At 66.5% G+C, this 21,518-nt stretch carries 18 protein-coding genes; 10 read left to right on the forward strand and 8 right to left on the reverse strand.

Annotation, left to right across the window (positions count from 1 at the left end):
• Positions 1-26: 26 nt before the first annotated feature.
• A complete protein-coding gene (locus V5F78_RS18665) occupies positions 27-1,040 on the reverse strand; it encodes an ABC transporter substrate-binding protein (RefSeq protein WP_394070030.1) in 1,014 nt (337 codons plus the stop codon).
• 601 nt (positions 1,041-1,641) lie between these two features.
• On the reverse strand, positions 1,642-2,529 hold the full coding sequence (locus V5F78_RS18670) for a transglutaminase family protein (protein ID WP_394070032.1): 888 nt from the start codon (positions 2,527-2,529) through the stop codon (positions 1,642-1,644).
• Between the two features lie 297 nt (positions 2,530-2,826).
• Between V5F78_RS18670 and V5F78_RS18675 the strand changes: the two genes are divergently transcribed.
• The gene (locus tag V5F78_RS18675) at positions 2,827-4,656 is read left to right on the forward strand and encodes an SLC13 family permease (protein WP_394070034.1); all 1,830 of its coding nucleotides are present in this window, start codon (positions 2,827-2,829) and stop codon (positions 4,654-4,656) included.
• 23 nt (positions 4,657-4,679) lie between these two features.
• Positions 4,680-4,835, forward strand: a complete 156-nt coding sequence (locus tag V5F78_RS18680; protein WP_394070036.1) for a hypothetical protein — start codon at positions 4,680-4,682, stop codon at positions 4,833-4,835.
• A gap of 214 nt (positions 4,836-5,049) precedes the next feature.
• Here the strand turns inward: V5F78_RS18680 and V5F78_RS18685 are convergent, their stop codons facing one another.
• Entirely contained in the window at positions 5,050-5,736 is a 687-nt protein-coding gene (locus V5F78_RS18685; RefSeq protein WP_394070038.1) for a polyamine aminopropyltransferase, read from the reverse strand.
• Between the two features lie 164 nt (positions 5,737-5,900).
• Here V5F78_RS18685 and V5F78_RS18690 point away from each other — a divergent pair, with 164 nt between their 5' ends.
• Positions 5,901-6,647, forward strand: coding sequence for a hypothetical protein (locus tag V5F78_RS18690; protein WP_394070039.1), 747 nt, complete (start codon positions 5,901-5,903; stop codon positions 6,645-6,647).
• A gap of 3 nt (positions 6,648-6,650) precedes the next feature.
• Here the strand turns inward: V5F78_RS18690 and V5F78_RS18695 are convergent, their stop codons facing one another.
• Positions 6,651-6,902 carry a GlsB/YeaQ/YmgE family stress response membrane protein gene (locus V5F78_RS18695; RefSeq protein WP_394070040.1) on the reverse strand — a complete coding sequence of 84 codons (252 nt, stop codon included), beginning with the start codon at positions 6,900-6,902 and terminating at the stop codon, positions 6,651-6,653.
• 288 nt (positions 6,903-7,190) lie between these two features.
• Between V5F78_RS18695 and V5F78_RS18700 the strand changes: the two genes are divergently transcribed.
• From V5F78_RS18700 to V5F78_RS18710, 3 genes are all read left to right on the forward strand, one after another.
• The gene (locus tag V5F78_RS18700; protein WP_394070042.1) at positions 7,191-8,234 is read left to right on the forward strand and encodes an ABC transporter substrate-binding protein; all 1,044 of its coding nucleotides are present in this window, start codon (positions 7,191-7,193) and stop codon (positions 8,232-8,234) included.
• 100 nt (positions 8,235-8,334) lie between these two features.
• Positions 8,335-9,189 carry an ABC transporter ATP-binding protein gene (locus V5F78_RS18705; RefSeq protein WP_394070044.1) on the forward strand — a complete coding sequence of 285 codons (855 nt, stop codon included), beginning with the start codon at positions 8,335-8,337 and terminating at the stop codon, positions 9,187-9,189.
• A 92-nt stretch (positions 9,190-9,281) separates the two neighbouring features.
• Entirely contained in the window at positions 9,282-10,076 is a 795-nt protein-coding gene (locus V5F78_RS18710; protein ID WP_394070441.1) for an ABC transporter permease, read from the forward strand.
• Between the two features lie 67 nt (positions 10,077-10,143).
• On the opposite strand, the gene V5F78_RS18715 is transcribed toward V5F78_RS18710, so the two are convergent.
• From V5F78_RS18715 to V5F78_RS18725, 3 genes are all read right to left on the reverse strand, one after another.
• Positions 10,144-11,535, reverse strand: a complete 1,392-nt coding sequence (locus V5F78_RS18715) for a sensor histidine kinase (protein WP_394070046.1) — start codon at positions 11,533-11,535, stop codon at positions 10,144-10,146.
• Positions 11,525-12,193, reverse strand: coding sequence for a response regulator (locus tag V5F78_RS18720; protein ID WP_394070048.1), 669 nt, complete (start codon positions 12,191-12,193; stop codon positions 11,525-11,527). The genes V5F78_RS18715 and V5F78_RS18720 overlap by 11 nt, the downstream gene beginning before the upstream one ends.
• A 97-nt stretch (positions 12,194-12,290) precedes the next feature.
• Positions 12,291-13,085 carry an N-formylglutamate amidohydrolase gene (locus tag V5F78_RS18725; protein ID WP_394070049.1) on the reverse strand — a complete coding sequence of 265 codons (795 nt, stop codon included), beginning with the start codon at positions 13,083-13,085 and terminating at the stop codon, positions 12,291-12,293.
• 122 nt (positions 13,086-13,207) lie between these two features.
• Between V5F78_RS18725 and V5F78_RS18730 the strand changes: the two genes are divergently transcribed.
• Both V5F78_RS18730 and V5F78_RS18735 read left to right on the forward strand, forming a co-directional pair.
• The gene (locus V5F78_RS18730; RefSeq protein ID WP_394070051.1) at positions 13,208-13,621 is read left to right on the forward strand and encodes a hypothetical protein; all 414 of its coding nucleotides are present in this window, start codon (positions 13,208-13,210) and stop codon (positions 13,619-13,621) included.
• Positions 13,618-14,424 (forward strand): transglutaminase-like domain-containing protein, encoded by an 807-nt coding sequence (locus V5F78_RS18735; RefSeq protein WP_394070053.1) that lies wholly within the window; start codon positions 13,618-13,620, stop codon positions 14,422-14,424. Before V5F78_RS18730 ends, V5F78_RS18735 begins: the two co-directional genes overlap by 4 nt.
• Before the next feature lie 188 nt (positions 14,425-14,612).
• Here the strand turns inward: V5F78_RS18735 and V5F78_RS18740 are convergent, their stop codons facing one another.
• Positions 14,613-17,792, reverse strand: a complete 3,180-nt coding sequence (locus V5F78_RS18740) for a DNA translocase FtsK (protein ID WP_394070055.1) — start codon at positions 17,790-17,792, stop codon at positions 14,613-14,615.
• 549 nt (positions 17,793-18,341) lie between these two features.
• Here V5F78_RS18740 and fumC point away from each other — a divergent pair.
• Together fumC and V5F78_RS18750 are read left to right on the forward strand one after the other, a co-directional pair.
• A complete protein-coding gene (gene fumC / locus V5F78_RS18745; protein ID WP_394070443.1) occupies positions 18,342-19,745 on the forward strand; it encodes a class II fumarate hydratase in 1,404 nt (467 codons plus the stop codon).
• Between the two features lie 128 nt (positions 19,746-19,873).
• Complete coding sequence (locus V5F78_RS18750) at positions 19,874-21,514, forward strand: NAD-dependent malic enzyme (RefSeq protein ID WP_394070057.1); 1,641 nt, start codon at positions 19,874-19,876, stop codon at positions 21,512-21,514.
• Positions 21,515-21,518 lie beyond the last annotated feature (4 nt).

Here is a 21,518-nt window from a genome sequence, read left to right on the forward strand (position 1 = left end):
GGCCAGAATCCGGCCGCCGGACCGCGTCACTTGACCATCAGGTCCTTCTTGGCCGGCAGATAGGAAGGATCATAAACCTCGGCAATTGCCGGGATGCGGGGCAGATTGTTGGACTTCGCGATCAACTCGATGTCCTTCTTCAGCCGGTCGGTATCCATGACACCGAAGCCATCCTTCAGCACGTTCGGCGTGATGAGGCAGCAATCCATGGCAAGCTTCAGCCGCTCGCGCTCGATGTCGGCATTGAGCAGCGGCTGGTAGATGAGCGCTGCCTTCACGCCCTCCTCCGGGTCCTTCACCATGTCACGCACCGCCTTCACGGTTGCGCGCAGAAATCCGCGCACCGCTTCCGGATTCTTTTCCAAGAAGGCTTTGTTGGCGGCAATGGAATTGCTGTACAGCGGCAGGCCGTACTTGCTGTACATGAAATAACCAATGTCGCTTTCCGGCACACCCTTTGACTTCAACTGCATCACAGCATTGAAGAGCTGGCCCGGCGTGGCATCCACTTCACCACGCGCCAGCATCGCCTCGCGCAGGTTCGGCTCAATGTACTGGATCTGCACCGACGGCAAGTCGATACCGTTGATCTGCGCGAAGACGGGGAACAGCTTGAACGTGGAATCGTGCGCGGCGGAACCGAGCTTCTTGCCGTCGAGCTGCTTGGGCTCCTTGATCCCCTTCGACTTCAGGAAGAAGATCGCGGCCGGCGCCTGCTCATAGCCGCTCATTACGACCGGAAATGCCTGGTCGGGATTGCGGGCATTGAACTCGGCCAGCACGTTGATGTCCGGAAAGCCCATGTCGTAGACGCCGGCCGCGAGCTGACGGACCACCTCGGTGGAGCCCTTGCCGGGATCGACTGTCACATCAAGGCCCTCGGCCTTGTAATAGCCCTTCTGGAGCGCGATCAGGAATGGCGCGTGGGCGGAGCCAGGAATCCAGTCAAGCGCGAACCTGATCTTCGTCTGCGCATTCGCAGCCTGCATTCCGACTAAAAGAGCAGCAAGCGTTACGCTCGTCTGCACGATGCGCTTCAACATCGCCATATCCCCTCTGATAAATATGAGTCTCGCCGAAATGACGTCCACATCTCGATCACGAGTATCGACGGACGCCTGAACAGCTTGACCGTGGACTGTGAAAACTCTGGATTATTGTTCTTTACCTGCAAGCGTGCGCGGTTTTTTTCAATCGGCGTATGGGACCCCACGGGCATCTCCATATAATCAGCATACTGATCATATGGATATTCCCACGGGCTCCCGCTCGCCGATATTCAGCGTGCTGACAGTTCGCCCGATCGTCAACGTGAATTTTTCAGCTTCGCATGCCCATTATTTGCGCACGCATGAGACCTGAGCGCTTCATGGCATCTGCGCCCGCCCGTCCGCTTGGGCGCGGCAGGACGCGGTCTCGTCGTGAAAACCTTCACCAAGCCTCGGCTTGGCTTCTGGCCTCAGTGCTGCGGAAAGATCCGGACTATCGGCGCCGCCATGGGGCGCGCACTCCCGGGGATGGAATTGCGCGCCTCAAAAAGATGCGGGTCCCTACGGGAAGGCGGAGGCCCGATCGTGAATGGCGTGTCCTCGTCGCAGGTGGAGCATCGACGGCTCTCGGCTCAGGCGGTTTGGACCGGCGCTAGGCGGCTGCAACCGCACGCACTGCCACGTCCACAAGCATCGGGAGCGGATCGTTCGCATCGCCGATGAAGCCGCCCGAGATGGGGATCGCCTGCTCGGAAGATCTTGTCACGCCGACCCGGATCAGATTGGCGCCGGCCACCAGCCCGTTCGTGGGATCGTATTCGACCCAGCCCGCACCCGGAAGATAGACGCTGCACCAGGCGTGCGTGCTGCCGCCGCCGACCGTCTCGCCGAAGCTGTCGGGATAAAGATAGCCGGTGACGAAACGCGCGGCGAGGCCGAAGCTGCGGAGCGCTTCCATCATCAGCACCGCGAAGTCGCGGCAGGTGCCGGATCCCAGCGCCAGCGTCTCGGCGGCGGTCTGGGTTCCCGCCTCGTGGCGGGCGCCGTAGCGGAATTCGGCCTTGATGGCGTGGGTGATCGCTTCCATCACCTCCAGCGTCCGGCCCTTGCCCCCATCGCCCAGGAAGCGGCGGGCCCATTGATCCACGGTGTTGTTCGGATCCGGCTGCTGACGTTCCGCCAGCCGGGCGACGTCGGCGATTTCGGACGCGGCGTAAGAGAAGGGAAACAATTCCGCCGCCGGTTCCAAGCTGTAGACCGGCAAAGGCGGTCCTTCGGGATGATGCGTCAGATCAAGCGTGGAAACGATATTGAGCCGATCGGTGCGCAAATCCTGCGGCCATTCGAGGAAGCAGATGGAATTGTTGAACACATCGTGCGCCCAGCGGATGCTCGCGGGCTCCGGCTCCACCCGCAGGCTTGCGCTGTGGAGGCGCAGGTCGTGGCTGTCGTCCGGCCGCAGCATCATGCGGTGGCGCGTCAGGCCCACGGGATTGCGGTAGGTGTATTCGGTCGTGTGGACGATGCTGATCCGTGCCATTTGCCCTCGTGCGGCAGCGTGTGCCGACTATTCCGAACAATCCGAATGAGAAAACGCGGCGCGGCTTGCGAGGCGCGCCATGGGGAACGATCAGGCGCCGTGTCGCAGGGAAACCTCCGGGAGGAAGCTCGACCGCTGCCGATGCTTTCGCAGAATCTGTGTCGTGCAGGTGGCGTGCCGTCAAGGTTGCAATTCGGGGCGATCCGGGGAAAAGAAAGGAAAAGCTTGGCCATGGTGCCTTGCCCCAGTCGCAGATGCCGCGCCGCCTTCCACAAGGGAGGGGCTTGAGGACGTTTGATGAACGCTGAACTCGCCACCGTCCTGCTCATGCTCGCCGCCGCCGTGGTGATGTTCATCGTCAACCGGCCGCGCATGGATGCGGTGGCGCTTTTGGTCATCGTGGCCATGCCGCTCACCGGCATCGTCACCATGAGCGAAGCACTGGCCGGCTTCAGCGATCCCTCGATCGTGCTTATCGCCGCCTTGTTCGTCATCGGCGAGGGGCTGGTGCGCACGGGCGTGGCGCGGCGGCTGGGCGATTGGCTGGACACCAGGGCGGGCGGCAGTGACACGCGCCTGCTGGTTCTGCTGATGGCCGCCGTGGGCGGGCTCGGCGCCCTGATGAGTTCGACCGCCGTGGTCGCCATCTTCATTCCCGTGGTGCTGCGGATCTCGCAGAACCGGGGCACTTCGCCGAGCCGGCTGATGATGCCCTTGAGCTTCGCCGCCCTTATCAGCGGCATGCTGACCCTGGTGGCGACCGCCCCCAACCTGGTGGTGAACGCCGAACTGATCCGGCAGGGGTTCGCCGGGTTCGGCTTCTTCAGCTTCACCCCGTTCGGCCTGCCGCTGCTGATCCTGGGCATTTTCTACATGCTGTTCGCGCGCAAGATGTTGGGGAGCAAGAGCGGGCCGGGCGCCCCCCTGACCCGCCGGCCGAGCCTGCGCGACTGGGTGGAGCGCTATGGCCTCGCCGAGCGGGCGCAGCGCGTGCGCCTTGCGCTCGGCTCGCCGCTGGCCGGGCGGCGGCTGGAGGAAATATCGCTGCGCGCCTCGGGTGTTAACCTGCTCGCCATCGAGCGCGGCGCCGGCCGCACCCTTGAGGTCATCCGGCCGAGCGCGCGCACCCGCATCGAGCCCGGCGACGTGCTGCTGGTGGACGTGCTGACCACCCCCGAGCAGCTCGATGCCCTGCGGGTCACCTGGAAAGTGGAGCGCATTCCCTTGGGCGAGGGCGATTATTTCGCCGACCGGTCCCAAGAGCTGGGCATGGTGGAAGTGATGCTGCCGGCCGATTCCCGCCTCATCGGCAGCACGGTGCTGGAGGCGCGGGTGCGCTCGGAATATGGGCTCACCGTCATCGGCCTGCGGCACGGCGCGAAGGTCGCCTCAAGCGACCTGCTGCACGAGCGCCTGAAGCTGGGCGATACGCTGCTGATGGTGGGGTTCTGGTCCGACATCCGCGCGCTCCAGGACCATATCGAGGACCTCATCGTGCTGAACATGCCGGCGGAACTGGAGGAGGTGCTCCCCGCCGCGAGCCGCGCGCCGCAGGCCCTGGGCGTGCTTGCCCTGGTGGTCGCATTGATGGTGAGCGGCGTCATTCCCAATGTGCAGGCGGCGATCATCGGCTGCCTGCTCATGGGGTTGCTGCACTGTGTGGATTTCAACAGCGCCTATCGCTCGATCAGCTGGAAAAGCCTGATCCTGATCGTCGGCATGCTGCCCTTCTCCATCGCCCTCCAACGCACCGGCGGCGTGGATCTCGCGGCCAATGCGGTGGTGGCCCTGGTCGGAGAAGCCGCGCCGCACCTCGTGCTCGGCACCATCTTCGTCATCACCGCCCTGCTCGGCCTGTTCATTTCCAACACGGCCACGGCCGTGCTGATGGCGCCCGTGGCCCTTGCCATCGCAAAGGATCTCGGCGCCTCGCCCTATCCGTTCGCCATGGTGGTGGCGATCGCCGCGTCCTCGGCCTTCATGACACCCATCTCCTCGCCGGTGAACACGCTGGTGGTCGGGCCGGGGCAATATAGCTTCGGAGACTTCGTGAAGGTGGGCGTGCCCTTCACCATCGTGGCCATGATCGTCAGCGTGTTCCTGATCCCGATCTTCCTGCCACTTTAGGCTGGCCTGTGAATTTTTGACTGATGGCCCCGCCTCAGTTGAATTGCCGATCGATCGGCCGCAGCCTTCCCGGCATGATGAATGTGGACTTCCTCGTCCTTATCGCGGTGGTGGGGGCCATCCTGTGGAGCTGCGGCGCCCTGCTTTGGGTGCTGCTGCGGGTCATGAAAGCGCCTTAAGGTCGGCCCCGGTTCCTGTCTTCGCTCCGGCGCGCGAAAAATGTTTCACGTGAAACATGGACTTAGCGCAGACGAACAGCGGTTTACTGACCCGCCTCCGCGCCTTTCCGGCGGAAGAAACCCACGATTTCGCGCGATATCGCGCCATGAATGACTCCGGATCACGCGCGGCTTCGCCCGAGGCGCCGGCGGCCGAGACCCACGCGGTCCGCGCTCACCCCCGGCTGCCCACCTTGGTGGCGACCCAGATCACATGACGGGCGCCGCCCCGCTTGCCGTTCGCCCGCACCCGGACCTCCTCGACGGCAAACCCGCCCCGCTTCAGCCGCTGGGTGAAGCCCGCATCCGGCCCGGAGGACCAGACCGCGAGCAGCCCGCCGGGCCGCAGCGCCCGCTGGGCCGCGCGCAGCCCGGCCGCATCGTACAAGCTGTCGTTGGCGGCCCGTGTCAGCCCATCCGGCCCATTGTCCACGTCGAGCAGAATGGCGTCGAACCCGTCCGCCTCGGCGCGGATGCGCGCGCCCACATCGCCGGACCACAACTCAAGGCGGGAATCGGCGAGACAATCGCCATAGAGGGCCGCCATGGGTCCGCGTGCCCAAGCGATGACCTGCGGCACCAGCTCGGCGACGACGATTTGCGCCTGCGCGCCGAAGGCCGCGAGCGCCGCCCGCAAGGTAAACCCCATGCCGAGCCCGCCGATCAGGATGCGCGGCGCCGCGCAGGCGAGCAGCCGCGCGCTGGCAAGGGCGGCCAGCGCTTCCTCCGAGCCGCTGAGGCGGCTGTTCATCAGCTCGGTCGCGCCGGCCATGATGGAAAATTCGGCCCCGCGCCGCATCAGACGCAAGGTGCCGCCGCCATCGGGCACTTCGGCGGTGTCGAGCAGGAGCCAGGGAATCACGTTTTTCTCTTCGAACGATGCGGCGCGCCGCGCACCTGATTGGAACGCTTCGATTGGAGCGCTCTCGGATTGGAAACGCGCGCGGTTCGCTCTATGAGTGCCTTGCAACATCACCGCGAGCAAGTCGGAGCGTGTCACTGTCCCGGGTCTGGAGCGCCATTTTCGTGGCCGCACTCGCCAGCACGGGCGCCCTCGCCCAGCCCACCGGCGCAGGCCCTCAGGCCCCGTGCGTGCCTGTGGCGAGCCCGGGCGCGCAACAGGCCTGCGCCGAACCCGCCCGGCCGCTGCCACCCGTTCCGCAGAACTGGACCCTCATCGAATCACGATCCTCGGACTCGCGCTCCCCGGGCGACGATCGCCCCCAGATCTCGGCTTCCATCTGGGTGGAGAAAGACCAGGCCATCCTGGCGCTGCGCTGCTTCGACGGCCGGCTGGAGATGATGGTGTCGTCCCCGACCCTCGTGCTGCCCGATGCGACGGCCCAGGTGACCTACCGCATCGAGGGCGCCGGGCAGGTCACGCGCAGATGGCACGTGGCCGCCAACCGGCAGGATCTGTTCGCCCCCGATCCGGAAGGGCTGCTGCGCGCCCTGCCGGACCAGGGGACCTTGTTCATTCGTGCTGAGGGCCGCGCTCGCACCGCGTTCGAGGCGAACTTCGCGTATCGGGGCCTGAATGATGTCCGCGCCCGCTTCGCGGCCCGGTGCGTGGCCCCTCCCGCCAGGCCTCAGGCGCCGCCGGCCGCGCCGGCGCAAGGCGCGCCGGAAAATGACGCGACGACCGCCACGCCCCCGACGGCACCGGGGCGCCCGGCGGATGCCACCGATGCGCTTGGAATCCGCTCCTTGGCGGCGCCGCCGGCGCCGCCCTCATTCGCGGACCGGCCGCTGCGGCGCTTGCCGGAGGAGTAAAGATCAGGCCCGGCGCGCGAGCTGGCCCCAGGCCAACAGAACGATCAAGGCGCCGACCACGGCGCCGATAAAGCCGGCCCCCTCACCTGCCTGATACCAGCCGATGGCCTGGCCCAGATAGGTCGCAACCAGCGCGCCGACGATGCCGAGCACGGTGGTGAGGATGAAGCCCTGCGGCTCGTTCGGGCCGGAATAGATCAGTTTTGCAACGATGCCGGCGACAAAGCCGATGATGATGGTCCACAAGACGCCCATGCTGCCCTCCAGGCTGGGAAACACGCCACCAACGGCGAAGATCGTGCTTGGGTTCCCCTCAGAGCACGCGCCGTTCAGCCAGCGCGTCTGCTGCGCACCCCATCTGCGCAGGCGCGCCGGCTTATCGTCAAGCCCGAGCCGGCGACATGCGGCACGCCGCGGCGAAAGCGAAGTGAAAGCTTGGCGGGCTTATCAATTACGGCAACCGCAGGGCAACGTCCCGCACAAGAGTGTCGCCAAGCACCGTCAATCGAGGAAACCGGCGCTCAGCGCCCCGAGGAGATACCTATGATCCGTGCGATGAAAGCGGCCGTGCGCCCGCTCATCCTTTCGCTGGCCGTCGCCACGCTGGCGATCCCCGCCGGTGGCCCGGCTTTCGCGGCCGACAAGATCACCATCATCGTCGGCGGCATGGAAAAGCAGATCTACCTGCCCGCCGTGCTCACCCAGCAGCTGGGTTATTTCAAGGAACAGGGGCTCGACGTCGAGCTGATCAGCACTCGCGCGGGCGTCGAGGCCGAGAACGAGCTTCTGGCCGGCGCCGTGCAGGGCGTGGTCGGCTTCTACGACCACACCATCGACCTCCAGGCCAAGGGCAAGTTCCTCCAGTCCATCGTCCAGTTCAGCCAGGCGCCGGGCGAGGCGGAGATGCTCTCCACCAAGCTCGCCGACAAGGTGAAGTCGCCGGCCGACCTCAAGGGCCAGACCCTGGGCGTGACCGGCCTCGGCTCCTCCACCGATTTCCTCACCCAGTCGCTGGTGGTGAATGCCGGGCTGAAGCCGGGCGAATATTCCCTGCTGCCGGTGGGCGCGGGCAACACCTTCATCGCCGCCATGCGGCAGGGCCAGATCGCCGCCGGCATGACCACCGAGCCGACCATCAGCCAGCTTCTGAAGACCGGCGATGCGAAGATCCTGGTGGACCTGCGCACCCCCGACACCACCATCGCGGCGCTGGGTGGGCTTTATCCCGCCGCGTCCTTCTATGTGCAGAAATCCTGGGCCGATGGCCATAAGGAGGAGGCGCAGAAGCTGGCGAATGCGTTCGTGAAGACCATGCGCTTCATCGCCACCCACAGCGCCGAAGAGATCGCCGACAAGATGCCCAAGGATTATTACGTCGGCGACAAGGGCCTTTATGTGAAGGGCCTCGCCGAGGGCAAGGCGCAGTTCACCCCCGACGGCCGCATGCCCAATGGCGGCCCCGAGACGGTGCTGAAGGTGCTTTCGAGCTTCAGCAAGAACGTCCAGGGCAAGCAGATCGACCTGTCGAAGACCTATACCACCGAGTTCGTGGACGCCGCCGCAAAGAGCCTCGGCTCCAGCAACTGATAAGGCGCGGCGCCGGTTTGCGGCGCCGCTTTCCCTTTCGTCCGCGCTTTCCCTTGTCCTCAAGCAGCCGGCGCCCGCAGGGCGGCGGACGGAGAGACTCATGTCCGAAACCCTTCTCGCGTCCCGCCCGGCGCCGGCCGCGGCCACCGCCGCCCCGCCCGCCATCGACCTCGTCAACGTCACCCGCCGCTTCGTCACGCCCGACGGCAAGATGATGACCGCGCTGCGCGATTTCACCATGTCGGTGAAGGCGGGCGAATTCGCCTGCGTGGTCGGGCCCACCGGCTGCGGCAAGTCCACCACGCTCAACCTCGTCACCGGCCTTGCCCCGCCGAGCGCCGGCGAGGTGCGGGTGATGGGCGAGCCAGTCACCGGCATCCGCCGCGACATCGGCTTCGTGTTCCAGACCGATGCGCTGTTCCCCTGGCGCAGCGTGCTCGACAATGTGGCCGCCGGCCCGCTCTATCGCGGCATGCCGAAGGCGCAGGCCTATGAGAAGGCGCGCGACTGGATCGCCCGCGTGCACCTCTCGAAGTTCGAGGGCCATTATCCCCACCAGCTCTCCGGCGGCATGCGCAAGCGCGCGGCGCTCGCCCAAACCTTCATCAACGAGCCGAAGATCCTCCTGATGGACGAGCCGTTCAGCGCGCTCGACATCCAGACCCGCACGCTGATGCAGGACGAATTGCTCGCCATGTGGTCGGGCTCCGGCGCCTCGGTGGTGTTCGTCACCCACGATCTGGAGGAGGCCGTGGCGCTGGCCGACAAGGTCTATGTGCTCACCGCCGGCCCCGCCACGGTGAAGAGCGTCTATCAGATCGACCTGCCGCGCCCGCGCGTGATGTCGGAAATCCGCTACGATCACCAGTTCGTCGAGATCGCCCGGGTGATCTGGAACGACCTGCGCGAGGAAGTGCAGATCGGCCAGGCCCGCGCCATGTCGGCCGGGCATTGAGAGGAGGAGACGCCATGACCGTCCAGGCCGAACCGCTCGCCGCCCACGCGGCTCCGACCCTCGAATCCGTCTCCGCCGCCGCGCAGCGCGCCATGCGCCGCCGGCACGCACTCGTCATCACCCTGCGCATCGCCATCCTGGTGGGCGTGCTGGGCGGCTGGGAGCTCGGCGCGCAGACCGGCTTCATCGACCCGTTCTTCTTCGCCAGCCCCTCCGGCATCTGGGACCAGATCTGGATCTGGATGACCGAAGGCACCTCCCAGGGTCCGCTCTGGGAGCAGATCCTGGTGACGCTGGAGGAAACCACCCTCGGCTTCTTCATCGGCGCCGTGGGCGGGGTGGCCTGCGGCATCCTGCTGGGGCGTAATAAGCTGCTGGCAGACGTGTTCAGCGTCTATATCAAGGTGGCGAACTCCATTCCCCGCGTGGTGCTGGGTTCCATCTTCATCATCGCGCTCGGCCTCGGCATGGCTTCCAAGGTGGCGCTGGCGGTGGTGATGGTGTTCTTCGTGGTGTTCGCCAACGCCTTCCAGGGCGTGCGCGAGGCCGACCGGGCGCTGATCGCCAATGCGCAGATCCTCGGCGCCTCGCCGATGCAGATCACCCGCACGGTCATCATCCCCTCGGCCATGAGCTGGATCCTCGCCTCCCTACACGTCTCCTTCGGCTTCGCCCTGGTGGGCGCGGTGGTGGGCGAGTTCCTGGGCGCGAAGAAGGGCGTCGGGCTCATGATCTCCACCGCCCAGGGCGCGTTCAACGCCAATGGCGTATTCGCCGCCATGGTGATCCTCGCCGTGCTGGCGCTGGTGGTCGAGTTCATCATCACGCTGGTGGAGAACCGCCTGGTGAAATGGCGCCCCGCTCCGCTCAACGACGCGCACGGCTGATTTCCGCCGCCGCCCCCTGTTTCAAAGTCCTCCCAGACTGGCCCGGCGCTTAGCTCCGGGCCTTTTTTTATGCGGCGGCGGCCGTTTCCTGTGCCAGCGGCAGGCGCACCTCGACCACCAGGCCGCCGCCCTCCGCATCTTGCAGCGCGACGCTCCCCCCGGCCGCCTCCGCCACTTCCTTGACGATGGCGAGGCCGAGCCCGCTGCCCTCCGCGCTCGTGCCGAGGACGCGATAGAAGCGCTCGAACACGCGCTCACGCTCGGCCGGCGGAATGCCCGGCCCGGTGTCCGCCACCCGCAGCACCGCCTCTTGCCCCACACGCGCGACGCTGATCGTGACGATGCCGCAGTCCCCGGCATAGCGGGTGGCGTTGTCCACGAGATTGACGATCATCTCCCGCAGCATGGTGCCGTCGCCGGTCACCGGCACAGCGCCTTCCGCCTCGACGCCGATGTCGATGCCCCGCGCCAGCGCGCCTTCCGCAAATTCTGCGGTCACCAGCCGCGCCGCGGCGGCCAGATCGATGCTTTCGCTGCGCGGGCGGCGGCTGCCCGGCTCGGCGCGGGCGAGGGTGAGCAATTGCGCCGCGAGGCGCGCCAATTGGCGGGCGCTGGCCTGCAGCGCCTTGAGCGCCAGCGTGCGCTCGCCGGGGTCGTTCTCGCGCAAGGCATAGCTCGCCTGGGTGCTGAGCAAAGCGAGCGGCGTGCGCAATTGATGCGCCGCATTGGCGACGAAGCGGCGCTGCGCCGCCATCTGCTTCTGCACCCGGTCCATATATTGGTTGAGCGCGCCCACCAGCGGGCGCAGCTCGGTCTGCACAGCCTCGGCGGAGAATGGCGCCAGATCCTCCTGGGAGCGGCGCTGCACCGCATCACGCAGGCGCAGCAGGGGCGTCAGGCCGCGATTGAGCCCGATGAGCGCCAGGATCGCGGCCGCCACCAGCAGCAGCACCTGCTGGCCGAAGCCGCCGATCCACAAGCGCCGCACCATGTCGCCATGGCCGGCGCGCGTGACCCCCACCACGACCCGGATCGGCCCCTCCGCCCCCGCGCCCACCAGGGGATGCTGCATCATCACGAGGTCCAGCGGCTGGTCGCGATAGCCGGCCTGATAGAACAAAGGCTCGAAATCGGTGGGTGCGCGCGGGGGCACGGGCAGGTCGGGATAGCCGGTGAGCAGGCGGCCGGTGGCGGTTTCCACCCGGTAATAGACCCGGTCCTGGTGGCCGGTGGCGAACATCTCCAGCGCCACCGGCGGCACGATGGCCTCGATCACCCCGCGATCGGCGCGGCTCGGCTCGGCGATGGCGCGGGCGGAGGCGGTGAGCATGCGATGGGTGACGAGGTCGGCGGTTGAGACCGCGGTGCCGTAGCTCGTCCACACATTGACGGCGACCACGCCCGCCAGGGGCAGGACCAGCCATGCGAGCAATTGCAGCCGGAGGCTTCTAATCCTCATGCCGCAGAAGATAACCGAGGCCGCGCAAAGTGACGATACGCACGTTGGAGCCTTCCAGCTTCTTGCGCACCCGGTGGACATAGATCTCGATGGCGCTGGGGTCGGCCTCGTCCTCGAAGCCGAACACGCTCTGCGAGAGCTGCGCCTTGCTCACCGTGCGCCCGCTCTTCAGCAGCAATTGCTCCAGCACCGCATATTCGCGCGGCGTCAGGGCCAGCTCGGCCGCGCGCAGGGCGAACAGGCGGGTGCGCGAATCGAAGGAGAGATCGCCGAACACCACCACCGGGTCGGCCTGCCGGTGCACGCGCCGCAGCTGGGCGCGGATGCGCGCCTCCAGCTCGGCGATCTCGAAGGGCTTGGCGAGATAATCGTCGGCCCCCTCGTCGAGCCCGGCCACCCGCCCGTCGAGACTGGCGTTGGCGGTGAGGATGATGACCGGGAGCGTGCTGCCGCGCCGCCGCAGCCGCCGCAGCACCTGGAGCCCGTCGAGGCCGGGAAGCGACAGGTCCAGGATCACCAAGGCATATTCGGCGACCTCCAGCGCATGCTCGGCATCGAGCCCGTCATGCACCACGTCCACGGCATAGGTGGATTGGCGCAGGCTCTTGGCGAGCCATGCGGCGAGTTCCCGATTGTCCTCCACCAGCAGCAGCCGCATGCGCGTTCTCCCGCCGCGCACATGGCAGCGGGCGAGGCGAGGGTCAATGCGCGCGGGCCGGCAGGCGCAAAAATTCGCGCCGCAGCATGCCGCATCGTCAGGAGGCAGCGACCGCCGGGGCCGGCTCGCCAAGGGCCGCAAGGGCAGACACCAGCACACGCGCCATGCGCGCGCCCCATGCCGCCTGCCCCGCCGCATCGCCGATCAGGTCCTGGCGGATCTCCACCGCCAGATGGAGCAGGCCGCGCCGCTCCCCATGGACCGGGATCGTGTAATCCGAGTCATCGCTGACCGAATAGGGCTCGTTGTCGCCGACCACGAGATCCCCCTCGCGCTCCAGCGCGGCGAACACGGCGCGCGCGAGGCGCGGGTCGCGATTGTAGAGCACGCCCGCATGCCACGGCCGCGCCATTCCAAGATAGACCGGCGTGAAGCTGTGCATCGCGATCAGGACCGCCGGGCGGCCGGCGGCCTGCCGCGCGTCCAGCTCGGCGGCGATGCGATCATGATAAGGGCGGAAGATCTCGCGCTCGCGCCGCGCCGCATCCTGCGCGTCGAGGTCGATATTCCCTGGTATCGCGGTGCTCTCGCTGAGCACAGGGATGGAGGTGGGCGTTCCCGGCTGGCGGTTGCAATCCATGACCAGGCGCGAATAATCCTGCTGGATCAGCGTCGCGTCCAGCGCCTGCGACAGGTGCCGGCATACGCCCGCAATCCCGATGTCGATGGCGATGTGGCGCAGGCAGTCCGCGTCGGCGATTCCGAGCTGGCCGAGCGCGCGCGGCATGCGGTTTCCGGCATGATCGGCGACGAGCAGGAACCGCGACGGGGCCTGCGCGTTATAGGTGCTGACGGGGGTCGGCTCGTCTGCGGCCAGGAGCGTGTGCGCCATCTTTTTCCCGGGTTCTTCTGGTGGCTAACAAAGAGAAGCGGACGGGCTCCTCAGGTCCTTCCGCACAGCTATAGACTATTGTCGGGCACATCGTCAGCTCTGGGCGGGGATTTTCAATTCCCATGCAGCGCCTGCCCGATATTTGTTCAGTCATTTTCCTGCCGGCCACGACAAACATCAAACATCCGCGCGGGATAATGCTAGTCTTGCCGGGTAACACATGGGGTGACGGACAGGCAGGCGCGGGCGCGCGCCTGGGTTTTTGCGTGCGCGGGCGAGGCGCGGCGATCTCCCGCCGAGACGACATCCCAGAACGACGAATATCCCAGAACGACGAACATCCAGAACACGACGAACATCCAGAACACGACGAACATCCAGAACACGACGGCTTCGCGGAACAAGACGACTTCGCTGAAGACGATGACATCGCAGGACACGACGAGACTGCATTCCACTTGGCATTTCAACTTGCCGGCGCGCCGGGCAGCGGCCCTCTTGGCCCTGCGCGCGCCGATGCCGGAGATTTTTCATGAAAATTCACGCCGGCTACCGGATCGCCTATGATTGCCCCCAGCCGACCCCGATGATCCTGACGCTGAGCGTGCATCCCTCCCGGGTCGGCGACCTGCTCAATCCCGACCGGGCGATGTTCGATCCGCCCATTCCCGCCAACACCTATCACGACAGCTTCGGCAATTTCTGCCATGTCATCAATGCCCCGGCGGGCCGGCTGACCATGTACACAGACTTCACGATCATGGACGGGGGAGAGGCGGACGTCTACGCCCCGCACGCCGAGCAGCATGCGCTGTCCGACCTGCCGGTGGACGTGCTGCTCTATCTGCTCGGCAGCCGTTATTGCGAGACCGACCGCTTGTCCGACATCGCCTGGTCGCTATTCGGGCAGGTGCCCAAGGGCTGGCCGCTGGTGAGTGCCATCTGCGATTTCGTGCACCAGCGCATCACCTTCGGCTACGCCCATGCACGCCCCACCAAGACCGCGTTCGAGGCCTATAACGAGCAATGCGGCGTGTGCCGCGACTTCGCCCACCTCGCCGTCGCCCTGTGCCGCTGCATGAACGTGCCGGCGCGCTATTGCACCGGCTATCTCGGCGATATCGGCGTGCCCTATGACGGCTCGGCGATGGATTTCAGCGCCTGGTTCGAGGTCTATCTCGGGGACCGCTGGTACACGTTCGATGCCCGGCACAACAAGCCGCGGATCGGCCGCATCCTGATGGCGCGCGGACGCGACGCCACCGACGTCGCCATCGTCACCTCGTTCGGCCCGTGCACGCTGGCGAGCTTCCAGGTGATCAGCGACGAGGTCGCCTGAGGACGTCCAGCGGCGCGATTGTCGTTCTTTCACTGGGCGTCATGGCCGGGCGCGTCCCGGCCATGACGCCGGGCCGAACGTGCGGGCCCTGAAGAACCGGTGTCAGCGGTGCCGCGTGGATGCACGGGACAAGCCCGTGCATGACGTTTCTCTCCTGAACAGCATCAAGCCATGAATGGCGATAGGTCCTAGAGCGTGCGGGCACCGGTGAGGATTTCCCGCTTGCCGGCGTGATTGGCCGGGCCGACGATGCCCTCGGTCTCCATGCGCTCCATGAGGCTTGCCGCCTTGTTGTAACCCACCTGCAGCCGGCGCTGGATATAAGAGGTGGACGCCTTGCGGTCGCGCAGCACGATGGCGACGGCCTGTTCGTAGAGATCGCCGCTGGCTTCGCCCAGCGCGCCCTTGTCGAACACCGCCTCGTCGCCCTCCCCTATGCCCTCGGCGTCATCCTCGCTGGTGACGGCATCGAGATATTCCGGCCCGCCCTGGGCTTTCAGATGAGCCACCACCTTTTCCACCTCGCCGTCGGAGACGAACGGGCCGTGCACGCGGGTGATGCGGCCGCCGCTCGCCATATAGAGCATGTCGCCCTGGCCCAGCAGCTGCTCGGCGCCCATCTCGCCGAGAATGGTGCGGCTGTCGATCTTGCTGGTGACCTGGAATGAGATGCGGGTCGGGAAATTCGCCTTGATGGTGCCGGTGATGACATCCACCGAGGGGCGCTGGGTGGCCATCACCAGATGGATGCCGGCGGCACGCGCCATCTGGGCGAGGCGCTGGATCGCCCCCTCGATCTCCTTGCCGGCGGTCAGCATCAGGTCCGCCATCTCGTCGACGATGATGACGATGAACGGCAAGGCGGTCAGGTCCATGTCCTGTTCCTCGAACAGGGCCTCCCCGGTCTCCTTGTCGAAGCCCACCTGGACCTGGCGCTTGATGATCTCGCCCTTCGCCCGCGCTTCCGCCATGCGGGCGTTGAAGCCGTCGATATTACGCACGCCGAGCCGCGACATCTTGCGATAGCGGTCCTCCATCTCGCGCACCGCCCATTTGAGCGCGATGATGGCCTTCTTCGGATCGGTGACGACCGGCGTCAGCAGGTGCGGAATACCCTCATAGACCGAAAGCTCCAGCATCTTCGGGTCGATCATGATCAGCCGGCAGGCCTGCGGCGTATGCCGGTAGAGCAGCGAGAGGATCATGGTGTTGATGGCCACCGACTTGCCCGAGCCGGTGGTGCCGGCCACCAGCAGGTGGGGCATGCGGGCAAGATCGACGATCACCGGCTCGCCGCCGATGGTCTTGCCGAGCGCGATCGCGAGCTTGGCATGGGCCTCGTCGAGATGCGGGCCCTCCAGCAATTCGCGCAGCCACACGGTGCCGCGCCGCCGGTTCGGCAGCTCGATGCCGATGACATTGCGCCCCTCCACCACCGCGACGCGCACCGACACCGCGCTCATGGAGCGGGCGATATCGGCCGCGAGGCCGATGACGCGGCTGGACTTGGTGCCCGGCGCGGGCTCGAACTCATACAGCGTCACCACCGGGCCGGGATTGGCGTCGATGACTTCGCCGCGCACGCCGAAATCCCGCAGCGTCTGCTGGAGGATGGCCGAGCTCTGGTCGAGGAATTCTTCCGAAAGCTCGAAATCCGGCTCCTGCACCGGCGGTTCGCGCAGCAGCGCGAGTGCGGGCAGCTCATAGGCATCGTCCGCGTCCCCATCCTCCTCCATCGGCGCCGGCACGGCCGGGACCAGCAGGGCGGGCGATGCGGGGACGCTGGGCGCGGAGGCGGCGGCGGACGGAGCCGGCGAGGGAGGCATCTCCATTTCGGGGCGGAAGTTCAGACCCTGGAACGCCCAATGGAACGAGGCGCCGACAATGGCAGACAAAGGCTCCAGGGCCATGGGGGCAGCCGTCGTGGCGGCTGCCACGCGCGCGATCTGCGGTTCGATGACGGCGGGCGGGAGCGCGACCGGGGGAAGCGCAAGGGGCGCGAATGCCGCGTCCGAAAGCGGCTCTTCCGAAAGCGATTCTTCCGAAAGCACGTCGCTCGCCGGACCTTCGCTCGCTGGTTCCTCGGGCGCCGGTAGCGCGACGCCCGGTCCTTCGGGCACCAAGTCTGCGGGTGCCAGATCTGCGGGCGCCCGATCTGCGGGAGCAAGGTCCTCGGGAGCAAGGTCCTCGGGCGCAAGGATTTGCGGCGCCGTGTCGCGCGGAATGGGCGCGGGCAAAAGATCCTGTTCCACGGCGACGCGCGGGCTGAAGCCTTGGCCGAGGCAAATGAGCCGGCCGAGCTTCACCAGCGTCTCGGGCAGGTCAGGCGCGGGACGCGGGTCAGATGGCTCTTGCGAGCCTTCCAACGAAAGCGCGACTTGCAATAAGGCATCCTGCAATAGGGCATCCTGCAAAGGTACCTGCTGCACCGGAGCCTGCGGCGGGAGAGCCTCGGGCAAAGGCCCGTCCGGCTCGCAAGGGTCTGCCGGCATCATCGCCTGCCCGGCGGCATTGGCCGCGATCCGATCATCCGCCGCATCCCCGGACCCATCCGGGGGCACCTCCCCCTCCGGCGCGGGTACGGGCGGGGCCGCGCCGATGGCGGCGGCGGTATGCTCTTGCGACGCCAAGTCTTCCGGCGCCTCGATTGCGCCGGGTCCGGTCCCGGACGCACCGGGTTCGACGGGTTGCGCCGCGATGTCCGCGCGCCCGTCCCGGTCCGCATCGTCCCCGATCTCGCCCGCGCGAACGTCCGTGTTCAGACCTGCGGCCTCATCGGTGGGCGCAGCCTCCGCCGGCGCCATCTCGCCCTGCGCCAGCGACGCGGCGGCGGCTAGCCGAAGGTCGGATCCCGCGACAGCGCTGACTTCGCCGACGGCCGCGCGCAGGGTTTCCAGGGCCACGGGCGGTTCCGCCGCATCGCTCCACGCCATGCTGGCGGTCTGGGTCTCGGGCTCGGTCTCTTCCACCAGAAAGCGCCAAGTGGGTCCTGAAGTGGGGGCTGAGGCGGAACCGGAGGCAAGGTCGGACGGCGGGGCTGCGGAGGGCGTATCCGCCTGCGGCATCGCCGCCGCATCACGCGCGGCGGGCGGCGGCACGGGCGGGGCAGAGGTCACCTTGGGCGATTCGCCCATGCCATGGCGGGTCCGCAGGAAATGGTCCGGCGTGCGGGTGAAGCGGGTGTTCTCATCCAAAGTGAAGGGGCGCAGCCAGCTCGGCACCAGTTCGAGCGCGACCCAGGGCGAAAAGGCGGCGTCGCGCGCCTCCTTCGGCAGCAGCGGACGGCCCGCCGGCAGCGCGGCACCGGCCTGCGCGGGGTTGAAAAAGGACGGCTCGTAGGTTCTGGGAGGGCGGTTTGAAGAAGGCATGATCGTCCATGACCCGGAGGGCCGGCCGAGCCGGCCTTGTTGTCTCCAGGGATACGGAGTGCGGCGTTAACAGGAGGTTTTAGGAGACCGCTCCGCCCACAGGCGGGAGAGCGGCGGGCCGGATTTGTTTGGCGGCGCACAAATTTCGTTTCGCCCAATCACGCATCGCCGCAATGACTATTTTCCGCGCCACACAATTTGTTAACCATAAGCTTTTTTGCGGAGCGTGTTGAAAAACAACGGCGCTGGGGATAGCGTCCATTATAACGTCTTTTGTTCGGCTTTTCTTTTCCGTTCGGATCATCGCCCCATGAGACGCGCCCTTCCAGCTGCGGAAACCGACGGACTCGCCGCCGCTGCGAGGCCCGCGCACGATGCGCCGGCGATCCACGCCGCAGCCCCCGGGACGAAGCGCTCCCGTTCGCCCGCCTCTCCGACAAGGTCCTGCGTTTCACCCTTCCTCCGGCGGGCCTGACCGCGCCGCGCGGCGGGTCCGTCTTTCCGGCCGATGCCCCTCGCACTCCTATTTGAGGTCCTCACGTGACTGACATGCGCAAGGAAACCGACAGCCTCGGTGAAGTCGAAGTCCCGGCGGACAAGCTGTGGGGCGCGCAGACCCAGCGCTCGCTGGAGCATTTCAGCATCGGCACGGATTTGATGCCGCGGGAAATGATCACCGCGTATGCGCTCCTCAAGAAGGCGGCGGCGCGGGCGAACCATGCGGGCGGGCGCCTGCCGGACGAGCCCTACAAGCTGATCGTGCAGGTGTGCGACGAACTGCTCGCCGGCCAGCACCAGGACATGTTTCCGCTGCACGTGTGGATGACCGGCAGCGGCACCCAGTTCAACATGAACGTCAATGAGGTGATCTCCAACCGCTGCTGCCAGCTCGCGGGCACGCCGCTCGCCAGCAAGGCGCCGGTGCACCCCAACGACCATGTGAACATGTCGCAATCGTCGAACGACAGCTTCCCGTCCGCCATGCATATCGCGGTGGGCGTGAACACCACGCAGCGGCTGATCCCGGCGGTGCAGGCCCTGCATGACGCGATTGCGGCCAAGGCCGAGGACTGGGCGGATATCGTCAAGATCGGCCGCACCCACATGCAGGATGCGACCCCGCTCACCCTCGGCCAGGAATGGTCCGGCTATGCCGGCATGCTGGCGGACGATATCGAGCGCCTTCAGGACGCGCTGAAGGGGGTCTATCGCCTCGCGCTCGGCGGTACGGCGGTCGGCACCGGCATCAACGCCGCACCGGGATTTGCCGAGGCGGTGGCGGACGAGATCGCGGGCCTCACCGGCCTGCCCTATGTCACCGCGCCGAACAAGTTCACGGTCCAGGGCGCCCATGATGCCTTGGTGCAATTCTCCGGCACGCTGCGCACGCTCGCCGCCTCGCTCTACAAGATCGGCAACGATATCCGCCTCATGTCGTGTGGCCCGCGCGCGGGATTTGCCGAGCTGATCATTCCGGAGAACGAGCCCGGCTCCTCCATCATGCCCGGCAAGGTCAACCCCACGCAGGCCGAGGCGCTCACCATGATCGCCGTGCAGATGATGGGCAATGATGTCAGCGTCGGCTTCGGCGGCGCCAGCGGCTATCTGGAGATGAACGTCTACAAGCCGCTGATCATCTTCAACATCGCCCATTCCATCACCATCGCCTCCGACGGCTGCACCAATTTCCGCAAGTTCCTGGTGGAAGGCACCAAGCCCAATCGCAGGAAGATCCAGGAATATGTGGATCGCTCGCTGATGCTGGTGACCGCCCTCGCCCCGGTCATCGGCTATGACAAGGCCTCCAAGATCGCCCATCACGCCATGGACAATGACCTGACCCTGAAGGAAGCGGCGATGGCGCTCGAATTCGTCACCGAGGAGGAATTCCTGCGTGTGGTGGACCCGGCCAAGATGGTGAAGCCCTATGTCGCCAAGGAGGAAGGCCACTGAGGCTTTCCTCGACGGCAAAGCCGGGCGCTGCGCCGTAAAGTCCTTCCCGGGCGGTGCCGCCGCAGGCCGCGCCACCGCCGCGTGCCCATTCGAAAAACAACAAGATCCACCCTTCCGGAGGTTCCGCCATGACCGCGTCGAGCGACCAGACCACCCCGAAAGGGGTCGCACTGCTTCACAATCCCATCCTCAATCGCGGCAGCGCCTTCGCCGTGGAGGACCGGGCGCGGCTCGGCGTGGAAGGCTTCCTGCCGCCGGTGGCGGACACGCTGGAAACCCAAATCGCCCGCGTCCACCTGCAATTGGCGCAGCTCGACAACGACCTGCAGAAATACCTGCTGCTGAGCGATCTCCAGGCCCGCAACCAAACGCTGTTCTATGCGGTGCTGATGTCCGACCCGGCGATGTTCATGCCGCTGGTCTATACCCCGACCGTGGGCGAGGCGTGCCAGAAGTTCGACCATGTGCTGCGCGCCACGCGCGGCATGTATCTGCCGATCACGCTGAAGGGCCGCCTGAAGGAGGTGCTCTCCCATTGGCCGCAGAGCGACGTGCGCTTCATCGTCGTGACCGATGGCGAGCGCATCCTCGGGCTCGGCGATCTCGGCGTCGGCGGCATGGGCATCCCGGTGGGCAAGCTCTCCCTTTATACGGTCTGCGCCGGCGTGCCGCCGGAGCTGACCTTGCCGATCACGCTCGATGTGGGCACCAACACTTCGGCGCTGCTGGAAGATCCGCTCTATCTCGGCCTGCGGCAGAACCGCGTGCGCGGGGCCGAATATGACGCCTTCATTGACGAATTCGTCACCGCCGTGACCGAGCTTTATCCCCGCTGCTGCCTGCAATGGGAAGATTTCGCCAATATCAACGCGGTGCCGATCCTGGAGCGCTACCGGGACAAGATCTGCACCTATAATGACGATATCCAGGGCACGGCGGCGGTCGCGGTGGCCGGCATCTACGGCGCGCTGCGCATTTCCAAGCAGAAGCTGACCGACCAGACCTTCCTGTTCCTCGGCGGCGGCTCGGCGGCCACCGGCATCGCCGAATTGATCAGCCAGGCCATGGTACTGGAAGGCGCGACGATCGAAGAGGCGCGGGCGCGCAACTGGCTGTTCGACGTCAACGGCCTGATGGTGAATTCCCGCACCGATATCGCCGGCTTCCAGAAGCCGTTCGCCCACGACCATGCGCCGGTGAGTTCGTTCGTCGAGGCGATCGAGGCGATCCGGCCCACCGGCATCGTCGGGGTGAGCACCGTGCCGAAGCTGTTCAATCAGGCCGTCATCCAGGCCATGTCGAAGATCAACGAGCGGCCGATCATCTTCCCCTATTCCAATCCGACCTCGCGCTCGGAATGCACGGCGGACGAGGCCTATCGCTGGTCGGAGGGGAAGGCGATCTTCGCCAGCGGCAGCCCGTTTGCGCCTGTGACGCTGGGCGACAAGACCTTTGTCCCCGGCCAGGGCAACAATGTCTATATCTTCCCCGCCATGGGCATGGCGGTGCTCGCCACGCAGGCCCGCCGCGTGACGGAGGCCATGTTCATCGTCGCCGCCAAGGCGGTGGCCGAGCAGGTGACCGACGCGGATCTCGACAAGGGCCTGATCTATCCGCCGCAGAGTGACATCCGCAAGGCCTCGCTCCATGTGGCGGTGCGCATCGCGGAATATGTATTCGACAACGGCCTCGCGCAGGTTCAGCGCCCGGCCGATATCGCGGCGCATATCGCCGCGCTCGCCTATCTCCCCGCTTATCCCCCGGTCTGAGGCC

It is taken from the genome of Roseixanthobacter glucoisosaccharinicivorans (assembly GCF_043195095.2).
Taxonomy (GTDB): Bacteria; Pseudomonadota; Alphaproteobacteria; order Rhizobiales; family Xanthobacteraceae; genus NCEH01.